This is a genomic window from Neisseria zoodegmatis (assembly GCF_900187305.1).
GTDB lineage: Bacteria > Pseudomonadota > Gammaproteobacteria > Burkholderiales > Neisseriaceae > Neisseria > Neisseria zoodegmatis.
Map to the genome: position 1 here is coordinate 1,638,599 of NZ_LT906434.1, position 12,840 is coordinate 1,651,438.

Annotated in this window: 16 protein-coding genes and 1 other RNA gene; 4 read left to right on the top strand and 13 right to left on the bottom strand. The window is 50.9% G+C overall.

Features of this window, described 5'->3' with window-relative positions:
• Nucleotides 1-45: 45 nt before the first annotated feature.
• The 5 genes from CKV66_RS07665 to metZ all read right to left on the bottom strand — a co-directional run bounded on the left by CKV66_RS07665 (nucleotide 46) and on the right by metZ (nucleotide 4,886).
• The gene (locus tag CKV66_RS07665) at nucleotides 46-729 is read right to left on the bottom strand and encodes a DedA family protein (protein WP_054599244.1); all 684 of its coding nucleotides are present in this window, start codon (nucleotides 727-729) and stop codon (nucleotides 46-48) included.
• A gap of 263 nt (nucleotides 730-992) precedes the next feature.
• Nucleotides 993-2,351, bottom strand: a complete 1,359-nt coding sequence (gene glmM / locus CKV66_RS07670) for a phosphoglucosamine mutase (protein WP_085362513.1) — start codon at nucleotides 2,349-2,351, stop codon at nucleotides 993-995.
• Between the two features lie 149 nt (nucleotides 2,352-2,500).
• Nucleotides 2,501-3,355 (bottom strand): dihydropteroate synthase, encoded by an 855-nt coding sequence (folP, locus tag CKV66_RS07675; RefSeq protein WP_085362512.1) that lies wholly within the window; start codon nucleotides 3,353-3,355, stop codon nucleotides 2,501-2,503.
• Between the two features lie 87 nt (nucleotides 3,356-3,442).
• Nucleotides 3,443-3,649 (bottom strand): DUF2788 domain-containing protein, encoded by a 207-nt coding sequence (locus CKV66_RS07680; protein WP_054599247.1) that lies wholly within the window; start codon nucleotides 3,647-3,649, stop codon nucleotides 3,443-3,445.
• Between the two features lie 67 nt (nucleotides 3,650-3,716).
• The gene (gene metZ, locus CKV66_RS07685) at nucleotides 3,717-4,886 is read right to left on the bottom strand and encodes an O-succinylhomoserine sulfhydrylase (RefSeq protein ID WP_085362511.1); all 1,170 of its coding nucleotides are present in this window, start codon (nucleotides 4,884-4,886) and stop codon (nucleotides 3,717-3,719) included.
• A 317-nt stretch (nucleotides 4,887-5,203) separates the two neighbouring features.
• Here metZ and CKV66_RS07690 point away from each other — a divergent pair, with 317 nt between their 5' ends.
• The 4 genes from CKV66_RS07690 to CKV66_RS07705 all read left to right on the top strand — a co-directional run bounded on the left by CKV66_RS07690 (nucleotide 5,204) and on the right by CKV66_RS07705 (nucleotide 6,968).
• Nucleotides 5,204-5,806: a Slam-dependent surface lipoprotein gene (locus CKV66_RS07690; protein WP_231990469.1), complete on the top strand. Its 603-nt coding sequence runs from the start codon at nucleotides 5,204-5,206 to the stop codon at nucleotides 5,804-5,806.
• 16 nt (nucleotides 5,807-5,822) lie between these two features.
• Nucleotides 5,823-6,248: a DUF2846 domain-containing protein gene (locus tag CKV66_RS07695; protein ID WP_085362510.1), complete on the top strand. Its 426-nt coding sequence runs from the start codon at nucleotides 5,823-5,825 to the stop codon at nucleotides 6,246-6,248.
• Between the two features lie 128 nt (nucleotides 6,249-6,376).
• Nucleotides 6,377-6,655, top strand: a complete 279-nt coding sequence (locus CKV66_RS07700) for a type II toxin-antitoxin system RelE/ParE family toxin (RefSeq protein WP_085362509.1) — start codon at nucleotides 6,377-6,379, stop codon at nucleotides 6,653-6,655.
• Nucleotides 6,656-6,665: 10 nt separating this feature from the next.
• Entirely contained in the window at nucleotides 6,666-6,968 is a 303-nt protein-coding gene (locus CKV66_RS07705) for a HigA family addiction module antitoxin (protein ID WP_085362508.1), read from the top strand.
• A gap of 97 nt (nucleotides 6,969-7,065) precedes the next feature.
• Here CKV66_RS07705 and CKV66_RS07710 read toward each other — a convergent pair whose 3' ends face one another.
• The 8 genes from CKV66_RS07710 to ffs form a co-directional block, all read right to left on the bottom strand.
• Complete coding sequence (locus CKV66_RS07710) at nucleotides 7,066-8,427, bottom strand: PFL family protein (protein ID WP_085362507.1); 1,362 nt, start codon at nucleotides 8,425-8,427, stop codon at nucleotides 7,066-7,068.
• A gap of 12 nt (nucleotides 8,428-8,439) precedes the next feature.
• Nucleotides 8,440-8,712: an ACT domain-containing protein gene (locus tag CKV66_RS07715; RefSeq protein WP_085362506.1), complete on the bottom strand. Its 273-nt coding sequence runs from the start codon at nucleotides 8,710-8,712 to the stop codon at nucleotides 8,440-8,442.
• 12 nt (nucleotides 8,713-8,724) lie between these two features.
• Nucleotides 8,725-9,504 (bottom strand): hypothetical protein, encoded by a 780-nt coding sequence (locus CKV66_RS07720; RefSeq protein ID WP_143773777.1) that lies wholly within the window; start codon nucleotides 9,502-9,504, stop codon nucleotides 8,725-8,727.
• On the bottom strand, nucleotides 9,414-9,791 hold the full coding sequence (acpS, locus tag CKV66_RS07725) for a holo-ACP synthase (protein WP_085362504.1): 378 nt from the start codon (nucleotides 9,789-9,791) through the stop codon (nucleotides 9,414-9,416). Before acpS ends, CKV66_RS07720 begins: the two co-directional genes overlap by 91 nt.
• A gap of 47 nt (nucleotides 9,792-9,838) precedes the next feature.
• Nucleotides 9,839-10,570, bottom strand: coding sequence for a pyridoxine 5'-phosphate synthase (pdxJ, locus tag CKV66_RS07730; RefSeq protein WP_085362503.1), 732 nt, complete (start codon nucleotides 10,568-10,570; stop codon nucleotides 9,839-9,841).
• A 125-nt stretch (nucleotides 10,571-10,695) separates the two neighbouring features.
• Complete coding sequence (gene recO, locus CKV66_RS07735; RefSeq protein WP_085362502.1) at nucleotides 10,696-11,442, bottom strand: DNA repair protein RecO; 747 nt, start codon at nucleotides 11,440-11,442, stop codon at nucleotides 10,696-10,698.
• Between the two features lie 136 nt (nucleotides 11,443-11,578).
• Nucleotides 11,579-12,394, bottom strand: a complete 816-nt coding sequence (hpnC, locus tag CKV66_RS07740) for a squalene synthase HpnC (RefSeq protein ID WP_085362684.1) — start codon at nucleotides 12,392-12,394, stop codon at nucleotides 11,579-11,581.
• Between the two features lie 142 nt (nucleotides 12,395-12,536).
• Nucleotides 12,537-12,633, bottom strand: an RNA gene (gene ffs / locus CKV66_RS07745) — signal recognition particle sRNA small type.
• Nucleotides 12,634-12,840 lie beyond the last annotated feature (207 nt).

Sequence of the window (12,840 nt, forward strand, 5' to 3'; positions counted from 1 at the left end):
GGCTTTCAGACGGCCTGAAAGCCTTTTGCCGGACAGCAACCTTGCTTAATCCGCCGTATGGTTGGCTTTGGCTGCGGCTTGACGCTCTTTGCGTTTTAAACGCAGCTCGCGGATGTGCTGGCGGAAAAAACGTTGGCGTTGGCGTTTTTTCCAAAAGAAATACAGCAGCACCGCCGCACCGATGCCGATTACGATAAACAAGCCGTATTGGAACTGGTGGATTTTTTCCATCAGCCATGTACGGTTTTCCGCACCGTAAGAACCCAGATACACCCACACCGGCACCGAAATCAGGGCGGCAAGGCCGTCCATCATCAAAAAGCGCATATACGATACTTTGCGGCTGATACCGGCGGTGATGAAAATGGGCGTACGCAAGCCGGGCAGGAAACGTGCCGCAAACAGCACGCGGTTGCCGTATTTATCGAATTTTTCCTGAACTTGTGCGTAGCGCTGCGGCGTCATCACACGGGCAATCAGGCGTACTTTCAATATTTTATGGCCGAACACCCGTCCGGCGGCGAACATCAGGCCGTCGCCCACCAACACGCCGAGCATGCCTACAACAACCATAATATGCACGTTGGTGTAGCCCAAACCCGAAATCACGCCGCCTGCCACCAGCGTAACGTCTTCGGGAATCGGCACACCGAATCCGCATGCCAACAGCACCAAAAATACTGCGGCATAACCGTATTGAATGAAGAAAGCTTCTAAAATAGCAAGCATAACGCTTGTCCCTTATTGGTTTGATTGTGTGAAATAAAATATCGGTTTGAGTAGGCAGGCCGTCTGAAAACATTGCTTATCGGCCTGCCCGGATATTTCGCAGTTTAAACTTCATTGTATTGCAAACGGGCTTGATACTGCTCTTGAGGCCGTCTGAAAATAAGGTGAAATTTGATGCTGCCCAACAGTTTCTCATGTTATTTCAGACGACCCGGAAACCATTGCCCTCGGCCGTCTGAAACACCTTAAGATTAATACCTGAATTACTTCTTGTCTTTGGCAGAATCCGAAGCGTTTTGAATCGCCTCGGCAATCCGCTCCGCACCTTTCTTCGCCCAATCGGCCTGACGTGCTTCTACCATCACGCGCACCACAGGCTCGGTGCCGGAAGCGCGCAGCACGACGCGGCCTTTGCCTTCCAACTCTTTTTCCACTTCGGCCAACACATCTTTCGATGCGCCCTGCCAATCTTGGCCTTTTTGAATGCGCACATTGATCATGGTTTGCGGGAAAGCCTGCCAGTCGGCGCAAACGGTAGCCAAATCCTGATTCAGCGTGCGCAGGGCGGCCAGCACTTGCAGGGCGGAAATAATGCCGTCGCCGGTGTTGTGCTTGTCCATGCACAAAATATGGCCGCTGGCTTCGCCGCCAATCAGCCAACCGCGCTGCTGCAACTGCTCTAGCACATAGCGGTCGCCGACTTTGGCACGGCAAAAGGCCACGCCCTGCTCCTGCAAAGCCAATTCCATCGCCATATTGGTCATCACCGTGCCGACCACGCCGCCGATGACGGAACCTTCTGCGGCGCGGGCTTTGGCGATCACATAAATCAAGCTGTCGCCGTCATACACTTTACCGTGGCGGTCAACCATAATCAGGCGGTCGCCGTCGCCGTCGAGCGAAATGCCGTAATCGGCTTCGTTTTGCAGCACCGCCGCCTGCAAAGCTTTCGGATGCGTGGCGCCGCATTTTTCGTTGATGTTGTAGCCGTTGGGTTCGTCGCTGATGGCCACTACATTTGCGCCCAGTTCGTGAAACACTTTCGGCGCAACATGATAGCCCGCTCCGTTGGCAGTATCGACCACCAGTTTTAAGCCGCGCAGGTCGTAGTTGGCGGGGAAAGTGGATTTGCAGAATTCGATATAGCGGTCGTCGGCACCGCTGACACGGCGCGCCCTGCCCAAACGGTCGGACGGGCGGGTTTTGATTTCTTCGTCCAGCTTGGCTTCGATTTCCAACTCGATTTCGTCGCTCAACTTCACGCCGCCTTCGGCAAAAAACTTGATGCCGTTGTCGGAATAAACATTGTGCGAAGCGGAAATCATCACGCCGGCAGAAAGGCGCAACGCACGGGTAAGATAGGCGATGCCGGGCGTCGGCAGCGGGCCGGTTTGAATCACGTTAACGCCTGCGGCGGTAAAACCTGCCACCAGAGCGGCTTCGAGCATATAGCCGGAAATACGGGTGTCTTTACCGATGATAACGGTCGGCTTTTGGCCGCTGTCGTGCTGCACCAGCACCTGTCCGGCCGCATAACCGAGTTTCAATACAAAATCGGGCGTAATCGGAAACTGGCCTACTTCGCCGCGCACACCATCGGTTCCAAAATATTTTTTTGCCATATAAAAACACTCCGTTCAGACTTGAACCCGTATTGTAAAGCAGCCCAGCAGCGGTATCCAGCGGTTTACAAGGTTTTTCGGTTGGTATTCGGCACAATAAACGATGCCGTCTGAAAGAAAGTTTCAGACGGCATCGGCAAGCGCGGTATTTAATTTGCGTTTATTCCCAACGCATTCCACACTTTCAAAGCATCGGCTGTGGCTTTTACATCGTGCACACGCACTATTTGCGCGCCGCGTGCTACGGCAGCCAATGCCGCCGCCACGCTGCCGTGCACGCGGTCGGCCGCGTTTTCTTCGCCGGTGAGCGCACCGATCATGCGTTTGCGCGAAACGCCGATTAACAGCGGCAGGCCGGATTGTTTGGCCAGTTCGTTTAAATGCCGCATCAATAAGATATTGTGTTGCAAGGTTTTTCCGAAACCGAAGCCGGGGTCGAGCACGATGCGGTTTTTCGCGATACCCGCTTGCACACACGCTGCCGTCCGCTCATTCAAATAATCGGCCACTTCCCGCACAACATCTTGATATTGCGGATTTTGCTGCATGGTTTCAGGCATGCCCTGCATGTGCATCAGGCAGATGCCGGTTTGCGCCTGCTGCGCCAATAAATCTACTGCACCTTCATCGCTTAATGCCGACACATCGTTGATGATGTCCACACCGCCCTGCTCCAAAGCCTGCTTCATCACCACCGTGCGGCGTGTGTCCAAGCTAACCGGCACGCCCCACGTTGCCAACTCTTTCAACACCGGCCACACCCTCGCCCATTCTTCTTCGGGCGGTACATAATCCGATCCCGGGCGGGTGGATTCGCCGCCGATATCGAGTATATCCGCACCTTCTTTCAAAAGCTGCTCGGCGTGCTTCAAGGCCGTCTGAACGGTTTGCGAATACACGCCGCCGTCTGAAAACGAATCGGGCGTGAGGTTTACAATGCCCATTATTTTCGGCGCACTTAAATCAATAGCAAAACGCCCTGCCTGCCAAATAAGAGAAGTCATCGGTTTTCTTTCGGGAAGAAATACAGCTTAAACACGGAGAGGCCGTCTGAAATCATGCAAAACTGTTCAGACGGCCTGCCTTGATATTTATTTCGACAATACGAAAAATTCGATCAATACGTTTTTGAAGATAAAGCCGAACACGCCCAGCCCCAACACCAAAAACAAAACAAACATGCCGAATTTGCCTGCTTTCGATTCTTTACCGAGATTCCACACGATAAAGCCCAAAAACACAATCAGCACGGTTAAGCAGATTTTCAATGCCCAATCGGCAAATACTGCCTCATCCATATTCCTACTCCTCAACTGTTTTCTTTCAGACGGCCTCTGTACACAACCGCAAGAGGCCGTCTGAAACTTATCCCAGAGCCTGCTGCAAATCGGCAATCAAGTCCTGCACGTTTTCCAAACCTACCGACAAGCGCAGCAAACCCGCTTCAATACCTGCCTGCTGTTTCGCTTCCGGTGCCATTCTGCCGTGGGTGGTCGTCCACGGGTGCGTAATGGTGGAGCGCACATCGCCGAGATTGGCAGTTTTCGAGAAAATGTTTACCGAATCAATCACTTTCCACGCCGCTTCTTGGCCGCCTTCCACCTCGAAAGCCACCACGATGCCGCCGGAAACCTGCTGCTTTTGCATCAACTCTGCCTGCGGGTGATCATCCAAACCGGCATAATAAACGGCTTTCACTTTGGCCTGACCGCGCAGCCATCGGGCAATCTGCAAAGCATTGGCCGCCTGCTTTTCCATGCGCACAAACAGCGTTTCCACTCCGCTGAGCAGCACCCACGCACTAAACGGCGACAAAGCCAAACCTGCCGAATTGCTGTACATCGCGATTTCTTTAATCAAAGCGGTTTTGCCGCAAATCACACCGCCCAACACCCTGCCCTGACCATCGATACCTTTGGTTGCCGACTGCACCGACAAATCCGCACCGAATTTCAAAGGCTGCTGAATAGCCGGCGTACAAAAACTGTTGTCCACCACCAAAAGCGCGCCCGCATCATGCGCCACGGCGGCCAATGCTTCGATATCGGCGATTTCGTTCAAAGGATTGGAAGGCGTTTCCAAAAACAGCATCTTGGTGTTTTCTTTCACCGCCGCCCGCCATTCGGACACATCGGTTTGCGACACCAGCGTGATTTCGATACCGAATTTCGACACGATACCGTTGATAAACCCCGCCGTAGTGCCGAACAGGCTGCGGCTGGCAATCAGATGGTCGCCCGTTTTCAAAAACGTCAACATCGCCGCCTGAATCGCCGACATGCCCGTAGAAGTCGCCACACCGCTCTCGCCCGCTTCCAAACAGGCCACGCGCTTTTCAAAAGCCGCCACGGTAGGATTGGCCGTGCGCGAATAAGTGTAGCCCTCGATTTCCCGGGCAAACAAAGCCGCGCCCTGTGCCGCGTCGTCAAACATAAAACTGCTGGTTAAAAACAATGCCTGATTGTGCTCGTTGTATTCGGTTTGGCTTTTCGCACCGCGTATCGCTAAAGTTTCGGGATGGAGTGTGTCGGTCATGATTCTTTCTCGTTATCAACAACAGGCCGTCTGAAAAAGCACGGCAAAAAATTGTGAACATTTTGCGCTTATTTGGACGGGGTTTCAACCTTAAAAGCCCGCCGAAGGCTTCGTCAATCGAAAATTTTATGACTTTCAAATAAAACAAGGGGTTGACATCATTTATTTTTAAATTATTTTTCCAACAAAATCATCTATATAATTTACAAAAACTAAAAAATAAAAATAAGCCGTTGAAAAAAAATGAAATAATTTTTACGCATTATTTAAGTAATGCTGAAGATACAAACAAACGATATACAAAAGGAATTTGATCGATGAGTATCAAGAATTTTTCATTAATCGGCTTATCTTCCTGCCTGCTGGCAGCCTGCGGCAGCGGCGGTGCGGGCACAACCACCACGCCCGACGGCACCAAAATCAACCTTGAGTTAAGTCCGAAGGGAGCGGTCGAAGCGCAAACAACCGACGGTAAATTACAAGGCTGGAATCAAGATTCATCGTTTTACGGAGCATGGGTAAACAACAGCGGCCAGTTTCAGGAAATGCGCTATCAAGGCACTCTGACACCTGAAAAAAATGTACCTAATTCCGGTACGGCAACCTATTACGGAAATGCCGTACGCAACGACAGTATTAGCGGCGACGTCCTCCTTGACGCAAAAAGCCGCATTCATGTTGATTTCGGGCGGAAAACCGTTAGCGGAAACATCGAAATGCCGGGTTTGCGCCGTGATATTACCCTACATGAAGGCCGTCTGAACGGAGCGCAATACTCAGGCAATGCAAGTGTGATCGGCAATAGCGGCGGACGCTACGAAGGCGGTTTGTTCGGCAAAGATTATAAAGAAACTGCCGGCGTGGTGAAATTCAACAATAATCCCGACTTAGACACAGCCTTTGGCGGCAAACGTTATTAATTAAAAAGGACTAGCAATGACAATCGGAAAGATACTTTCTTTCAGCACCCTGTCTATTCTTTTGGCTGCCTGCGGTGCAACCGGTAAATCTTTTTCTTCTCTCGAAGCACCTGCCGAAGGCCAAAGCAAATTATATGTATACCGCTCGCCTTCTTTGAAAGGTAGCGCCATTCATTACGATGTTTATGCAGGAGAACACAAAATCGGCAATATCCGCAACGGCGGCTATCTCAGCAAAGAATTAGCCCCCGGCGAATACGAGATTTGGGCGAAAACCGAAGCCCGCCGCAGCGTAACCATTCCATTGCGCGCCAATGAAATCCAATGCGTTAAAGCAAGTGTAGGCTTCGGCGCATTTGTAGGCCGTCCAAAACTTGAAAGCGTATCGTTGGATCAATGCAAAGCCGAAATAGCGGCAACTAAAGAAAGTTTGGATATATAAAAGCCAAATAAAGCCGAGAGGCCGTCTGAAATATTTTCAGACGGCCTTAATATTAAATACAATCTCTAGGCAGGTTGATTTATGTAAACAGTAACGATACAATTGACGTAAACAATAGCGATACAACCATGATTATTTCCTTTCAACACAAAGGGCTGGAACGGTTTTACAAAACAGGCAGCAAGTCGGGCATACAAGCTGCTCATGCCGCCAAACTTGCCCGCATCCTCGCCCGATTGAATGCGGCAAGCGTGCCGTCTGATATGAATATTCCCGGCTGGAATCTGCACCCGCTTTCCGGCGATTTGAAAAATCATTGGAGTGTGAAAGTAAACGGAAATTGGCGCGTTACTTTCAAGCTGGAAAACGGCCATGCCGAAATCGTGGATTATCAGGATTACCATTAGGAGCAAGATTATGTTGATGCACACCCCCCCCCATCCTGCGGAGGTTATCCGTGAAGACATCCTGCCCGAATTGGGCTTGAGCGTAACCGAAGCCGCCAAGCAGCTGGGCGTTTCCCGCGTTACCTTATCGCGCCTGCTAAACGGCAAGGCGGGCATCAGCGCAGATATGGCCATTCGCCTGCATAAATGGCTGGGAGACGACAGTCCCAGCCCTGAAAGCTGGCTGCACCAACAGGCCGACTATGACTTATGGCAGGCTATGCAGAAAAACATACCCGAGGTTACTCCCGCTTATACGGCTTCACCTGCTTGATAATGGGAAATACGGGCTTTGGCAATTTTTAAGTTGAAATTAAACAAGAGGCCGTCTGAAAATATTTTCAGACGGCCTTTTAACCCATACGAACCAATCAATTCTTCATCGACTGCACAGGCGCAGGAATGCGTCCGCCGCGGTTCACAAACACTTCGCACGAGCCTTCTTTCACGGGCATGATCGGTGCGTATCCGAGTAGGCCGCCGAATTCTACGCTGTCGCCCACGTCTTTGCCCGGCACGGGGATAATGCGCACGGCGGTGGTTTTGCTGTTGATCATGCCGATGGCGGCTTCGTCGGCGATGATGCCGGAAATAGTGGCGGCGGAAGTCGTGCCCGGCACGGCTACCATATCCAAGCCTACGGAGCAGACGGCGGTCATGGCTTCGAGTTTGTCCAAAGTCAACACGCCCGATTCGGCGGCGGCAATCATGCCTTCGTCTTCGGAAACGGGGATGAACGCGCCGCTCAAGCCGCCGACTGCGCTTGAGGCCATCATGCCGCCTTTTTTTACGGCATCGTTCAGCAAGGCTAAGGCGGCGGTGGTGCCGTGGGTGCCGCACACGCTCAAGCCCATTTCTTCGAGGATGCGGGCTACCGAATCGCCGACGGCAGGCGTGGGAGCCAGCGACAAATCGAGAATGCCGAACGGAATGCCGAGCATTTTGCTGGCTTCGTGTCCGATCAATTCGCCGACGCGGGTGATCTTAAAAGCGGTTTTTTTCACCACTTCGGCCACCTCGGTCAACGTGTGCGTGTAAGTGTTTTCCAAAGCAGCTTTAACCACGCCGGGGCCTGATACACCGACGTTGATAATCGCATCGGCTTCGCCTGCGCCATGAAACGCGCCGGCCATAAAGGGGTTGTCTTCGACGGCGTTGCAGAAAACAACGATTTTGGCGCAGCCGAAGCCTTCGGGCGTGATTTCGGCGGTTTCTTTAATGATTTCGCCCGCCAGTTTTACCGCGTCCATGTTGATGCCGGCGCGCGTGCTGCCGATATTGACGGAACTGCACACGATATCGGTGGTTTTCATGGCTTCGGGAATGGAGCGGATCAGCACTTCGTCCGACGGCGACATGCCTTTTTGCACCAATGCGGAAAAACCGCCGATAAACGACACGCCGATGTCTTTGGCTGCTTTATCCAGCGTTTGGGCGATGCTCACATACGAATCGGCGTGGGTAGCCGCAGCGATTTGGGCAATCGGGGTGACGGAAATGCGCTGGTTTACAATCGGCACGCCGTATTTGGCGGAAAGGTATTGCGCGGTCTTCACCAAATCTTTGCCGATGCGGGTGATTTTGTTGTAGATGTTTTGGTTGAGGATGTTGATGTCGGCACTGATGCAGTCGTGCAGGTCGATGCCGATGGTGATGGTGCGCACGTCGAAATTCTGGTCGGCCACCATGCGCACGGTTTCTAATATTTCGCTGGATTGAATGCTGGTTGTCATGGTTTCAATCCTTTAAATGCGGTGCATGGCGTTGAAAATTTCTTCGTTTTGCATACGGATGTCGAGCGCGAGTTTTTTGCTCTCTTCTGCAAACAGATCCAGCATTTCCTGACGGGTTTTCGGGCATCTTGCCGTGTCAACCAAAATAATCATGGTGAAAAAATCGTCCATCAGTTGTTGGCTGATGTTGAGGATGTTGATTTGGTTTTCGGCAAGCAGTTTAGACACGTCGTACACGATGCCGACACGGTCTTTGCCGATCACGGTAATCACTGAATTGATCATATTGCGTTTCCTTTAATTAGATTTAACGTTTGAGGCAGCTATTTTTATTGCTATAAAATCAGCACAATCCATAAAAATATAAAACATTAAAGATATTAAAAAAATTATAAACATAGATTTAAGTTTAAAAATTTTTTCTCGATTTTGTTTTAGAATGGGCTGATTCAAATCTAAATTTTTAATACAAAATATAAAAATAAACTTTAATGCCAAATAACAACTAATATAGATCAAATAAAATATTATTAAAAAAGCTAATAACCAAAATTGCCAAGCATCATAGTTGCTAACAGCTCTAGGCCCTAATCCAGCATACCAAATTGTAAGTAATGAAATATAAATAAAATATTTATCCACACTAGAAAATATGAGATTAGATTTAGCCTGAAAAAATATGTTTCTTTTAGAATCAATATAATAATTAATATCCAATAATTCACATAATTTTGGCACATCCTCTCTTAAATACCGTATCAATATATAATCTAATACATAAAAAGAAATCAAAGGAGAAAGAACAAAAGCATACAAGCCATCGAGATATGGTCTCCCTCCTCTTAAAACAAGATATATCCCTGTTATAAAACAAATCAAAAACAAACAAAACAAATAAGACAGCCAATTCCAAAAAGGTATTGAGCTATTTATATGTATGAATTTTGATTTTTCATCATCCATAATTTCTATTATCTCTCTCTTTATTATTTCTCTGCTACCGCAAAAGCCAGCACCTTGTCTTCTTCGTCGCTCATGCTCAGATGCACGCGCTTGATGCCTTTTTCTTTCAGCCATTTTTGCAGTTCTGGTTCGCAATGAAACTCGGGTTTGCCCAATGCGTCATGGCCGATGCCGATGTTGCGCAGGCTGACGGGCGAACGGATACCGGTGCCGACGGCTTTGGCAAAGGCTTCTTTGGCGGCAAAGCGTTTGGCCAAGAAATTCACGGGGCGGCCGGCTTGCGGATATTCGAGCAGTTCGATACGGCTGAGCAGGCGTTCGGCAAAGGCTTGTCCGTATTTTTTATGCAGCTTTTCGATGCGGCTCAGGGCAACGATGTCGGTACCGATTCCGTAAATCATGGTGTTTCCTTTGAATGGTTATTTCAGACGGCCTGAATCAGTCTCAATCAATAAGGCAGCGAGCGTGCTCTGAACATCACTTCCTTCATCTGGCGGATGGCTTCGGGCAGGCCGATAAAAATTGCCTGAGCCATCAGCGAATGGCCGATGTTCAGTTCGTGAATGGCCAGAATTTTGGCAATCGGGCTGACGTTGTGGATAGTCAGGCCGTGGCCTGCGTTTACCACCAACCCCAAATCGCTGCCGAAATTCGCGCCTTCTTCAATCCGCAGCAATTGCGCCTGACGCTCTTGCGGCGTTTCGGCATCGGCATACGCGCCGGTGTGCAGTTCGATTACCGGCGCGCCGACATCGCGTGCCGCCTGAATCTGGGCTTCATCGGCATCGATAAACAGGGAAACGCGGATGCCGGCATCGGTGAGGGTTTTGGCGAACTCGGCGATTTTGTCTTGCTGCGCCAGCACGTCCAAGCCGCCTTCGGTAGTTACCTCTTCGCGCTTTTCAGGCACGATACACACGTCTTCGGGCATCACCTGCAAAGCGTTTTCCAGCATTTCTTCCGTTAAGGCCATTTCCAGATTCATGCGTGTGCGGATGGCCTGTTTGATGGCGAACACGTCGGCATCTTTGATATGGCGGCGGTCTTCGCGCAAATGCAGGGTAATCAGGTCTGCGCCGTGGGTTTCGGCAATCAGCGCGGCTTCAAGCGGGCTGGGATAAATGGTGCCGCGTGCATTGCGCAGGGTGGCAACATGGTCGATGTTTACGCCTAACAACATGGGAAATCCTTTCGTGTTTTGTCTTTTCAGACGGCCTGTTTATCAGTCGACTTAAAAACCACCCACGTCGAAAGATACTCGGGTCAAGCCCGAGTATGACGAGCCGTGATATTTGCCGTCCTAAATCAGGCCGTCTGAAACTGCTGCATCTGCTGCAATACCTGCCGCGATTTGATGCCCTCCGGCAGGCGGAAGTCCAACAACATACGGGTAAGCCGTAGTGCCTGCTGCATGTTTTCGCCGTTTTCAAACTCGCCGTTACGAAGCTGGATCAGGCTGCTGCCGTCCACCGCAATCCCTTCCGCTTCAGCCGGCGGCAAACCGTTTGCCTGCTCGAGCGGCAGCGGTGCGTGCTCGGGGCGCAGCCAGTAGCGGCGTTCCGCAATAACCGCCTCGCCGTGTTCGTCTTGGTGCAAATCAGGGGCAAAGCCGAGTTCGGTCAACAACGTCCACTCAAAACGGCGCAAGGCGGCAACATGGTTGGCTTCGTTGGCAATCGTCTGCATCACGGTATGCAGCGCATCGTAAAGGGCAGGATGCGGATCTTCGCGGGCGGTGAGTTTATACACCAACTCGTTCACATACAAACCGCTAAACAGCGCCCTGCCCTGCGGCTGCCGCCAACCGCCCAGCCATTCGGCACGGTGCAGGGTTTTCAATTCCTGCGAACCATACCACGAGGCACTCATCGGCACAAACGGCACCAGCACGCCGCGCAATTCGCTCTGCCGTTTGCGCGCGCTGCGTGCCAGCAAAGCCACGCGCCCGTAGCGGCGGCTGAACACTTCCAGCCACAAACTGCTCTCGCGCCACGGCTTGGCGGTGAGCAGAAAAGCAGGTTCGTGATTGATGCGGTGGGTTTGGACAGACATAAAAAATGATGCGGGAAAATATCGCGGGATTATACTCCGTATCTTTCGCGAAAGTGAAAAGTATCAGGCCGTCTGAAAACAAACTGCACGAGCTTTCAGACGGCCTAAATTCAATCAACAAACATCAAACACGGCATCACTTTTTCAACACCGCTCGTTTCACAATTTTCCACCAGTCGGCCGCTTGCAGTTTGGGGCGGCGGTTGAACACATCGTAACGCTCGGCATCCAGCTTGTTCAAAATCTGCTGGCCGCCGAGAATGATCATACGCAACTCAAAACCGATGCGCCCCTTCAAAGTTTTTGCTAACGGAGAACCGGCTTTCAGCATCTGATGCGCCCTCCCGCATTGGTAAGCCATCAAGCGCTGAAAGGCGAAATCGGCTTTGCGTGCAGCGATTTGCGCTTCGGTTACGCCAAACTTTTCCAAATCTTCCTGCGGAATGTAAACGCGGCCTTTTTGCCAATCGATTGCCACGTCCTGCCAGAAGTTAATCAACTGCAAGGCCGTACAAATGCCGTCACTCTCGGCGATGCTGCGCGGGTCGGTTTCTCCGTAAAGATGCAGCATGATGCGCCCCACCGGATTGGCAGAACGGCGCGCGTAGTCCACCAACTCGCCGAAATGCCGGTAACGCTTTTTCACTACGTCCTGACTAAAGGCCGACAGCAAATCGTAAAAAGGCTGCAAAGGGATGGCAAACGGCTGCAAAGCTTCACGCTGCAAGCGGCGCATCAGATCGGTTTGCGGCGTCTCGCCACGCGAAATTTTGTCCAATTCCTGCCGCAGATTATCCAATTCCTGCAAACGCTTTTCGTTGGGCACATCGCCCTCATCGGCAATATCGTCTGCCGTGCGCGCAAACGCATACACGGCATGAACCGGCTTTCTCAAACGACAGGGCAATACCAAAGACCCGACGGGGAAGTTTTCATAATGGTTAACCGACATGGCAGATATTCCCAATAAAAACAAAATCATTCAGACGGCCTTTACTTAATAATATATAAAGCAAAAGGCCGAGCCTTGCTCTTAAGGCCGTCTGAAAAGTAAAACACCGACGGCTCAGACAAGCCGTCGGTGTTTGGTAAAGGGTGGCGAGCCCAACCCCCGGCACTGGCGCATCAGAGTGGGCTGCTGGCTTCCGCCCCTGACCCGTTGTTCCGAATTACCATGCGGGGAGACCCGCCGTAAGCCTTGCATTATAGCCGCTTTGTGTGAAAATACCAATAGCCTGTTGCCTGAGGCGCACAAAAATACCGCAATTGTCGACAAAAATGCCGTCTTTATGAACGCGCTGCATAATGTTCAGCCATATTTTTCCATTGAAAAACAATCGGAATTACATTAAATTACGATTTTGTTTACATGAACATTTTTTCAGACGGCCTGATTCG

Excerpts from the sequence above, each read along its gene's own strand:
- recO (WP_085362502.1), bottom strand. The coding sequence starts at position 11,442 with ATGTCTGTCCAAACCCACCGCATCAATCACGAACCTGCTTTTCTGCTC.
- CKV66_RS07710 (WP_085362507.1), bottom strand. The coding sequence starts at position 8,427 with ATGACAACCAGCATTCAATCCAGCGAAATATTAGAAACCGTGCGCATG.
- glmM (WP_085362513.1), bottom strand. The coding sequence starts at position 2,351 with ATGGCAAAAAAATATTTTGGAACCGATGGTGTGCGCGGCGAAGTAGGC.
- CKV66_RS07705 (WP_085362508.1), top strand. The coding sequence starts at position 6,666 with ATGTTGATGCACACCCCCCCCCATCCTGCGGAGGTTATCCGTGAAGAC.
- CKV66_RS07720 (WP_143773777.1), bottom strand. The coding sequence starts at position 9,504 with ATGGCTGAAAGAAAAAGGCATCAAGCGCGTGCATCTGAGCATGAGCGA.
- CKV66_RS07690 (WP_231990469.1), top strand. The coding sequence starts at position 5,204 with ATGAGTATCAAGAATTTTTCATTAATCGGCTTATCTTCCTGCCTGCTG.
- CKV66_RS07715 (WP_085362506.1), bottom strand. The coding sequence starts at position 8,712 with ATGATCAATTCAGTGATTACCGTGATCGGCAAAGACCGTGTCGGCATC.
- CKV66_RS07700 (WP_085362509.1), top strand. The coding sequence starts at position 6,377 with ATGATTATTTCCTTTCAACACAAAGGGCTGGAACGGTTTTACAAAACA.
- metZ (WP_085362511.1), bottom strand. The coding sequence starts at position 4,886 with ATGACCGACACACTCCATCCCGAAACTTTAGCGATACGCGGTGCGAAA.
- pdxJ (WP_085362503.1), bottom strand. The coding sequence starts at position 10,570 with ATGTTGTTAGGCGTAAACATCGACCATGTTGCCACCCTGCGCAATGCA.
- CKV66_RS07695 (WP_085362510.1), top strand. The coding sequence starts at position 5,823 with ATGACAATCGGAAAGATACTTTCTTTCAGCACCCTGTCTATTCTTTTG.
- acpS (WP_085362504.1), bottom strand. The coding sequence starts at position 9,791 with ATGATTTACGGAATCGGTACCGACATCGTTGCCCTGAGCCGCATCGAA.
- hpnC (WP_085362684.1), bottom strand. The coding sequence starts at position 12,394 with ATGTCGGTTAACCATTATGAAAACTTCCCCGTCGGGTCTTTGGTATTG.
- CKV66_RS07680 (WP_054599247.1), bottom strand. The coding sequence starts at position 3,649 with ATGGATGAGGCAGTATTTGCCGATTGGGCATTGAAAATCTGCTTAACC.
- folP (WP_085362512.1), bottom strand. The coding sequence starts at position 3,355 with ATGACTTCTCTTATTTGGCAGGCAGGGCGTTTTGCTATTGATTTAAGT.
- CKV66_RS07665 (WP_054599244.1), bottom strand. The coding sequence starts at position 729 with ATGCTTGCTATTTTAGAAGCTTTCTTCATTCAATACGGTTATGCCGCA.